This window comes from Secundilactobacillus folii (genome assembly GCF_009720675.1).
Classification (GTDB): domain Bacteria; phylum Bacillota; class Bacilli; order Lactobacillales; family Lactobacillaceae; genus Secundilactobacillus; species Secundilactobacillus folii.
Genome location: NZ_WNJO01000053.1, coordinates 1 through 229, shown reverse-complemented (window position 1 = coordinate 229; position 229 = coordinate 1). Strand labels below are relative to the sequence as shown.

The window sequence follows — 229 nt, the reverse complement described above, 5'->3', positions numbered from 1 at the left end:
ACAACTAGTCCACTGACCGTTACGACCACGACTAACGGCTATGAAGTTACCGGGACGACACGTCCAGGTGCTACGATTACAGTGACGAATGCCAATGGTGACCCAATCAAGGGCACTGACGGTAATCCACTGACTGCGACGGTAGGCACTGATGGTAAGATCGACTTTACGATTCCAAAGGCCTCAGTCAATCCTGGTGACGTCGTCACCGTTCAACCAGCTGGTGCAA

General features: G+C 52.4%; 1 protein-coding gene. It reads left to right on the top strand.

The genetic code is table 11. The features are described 5' to 3' along the window. On the top strand, nucleotides 1-229 hold a 229-nt coding region (locus GM612_RS12320; RefSeq protein WP_246147778.1), incomplete at both ends, for an Ig-like domain-containing protein.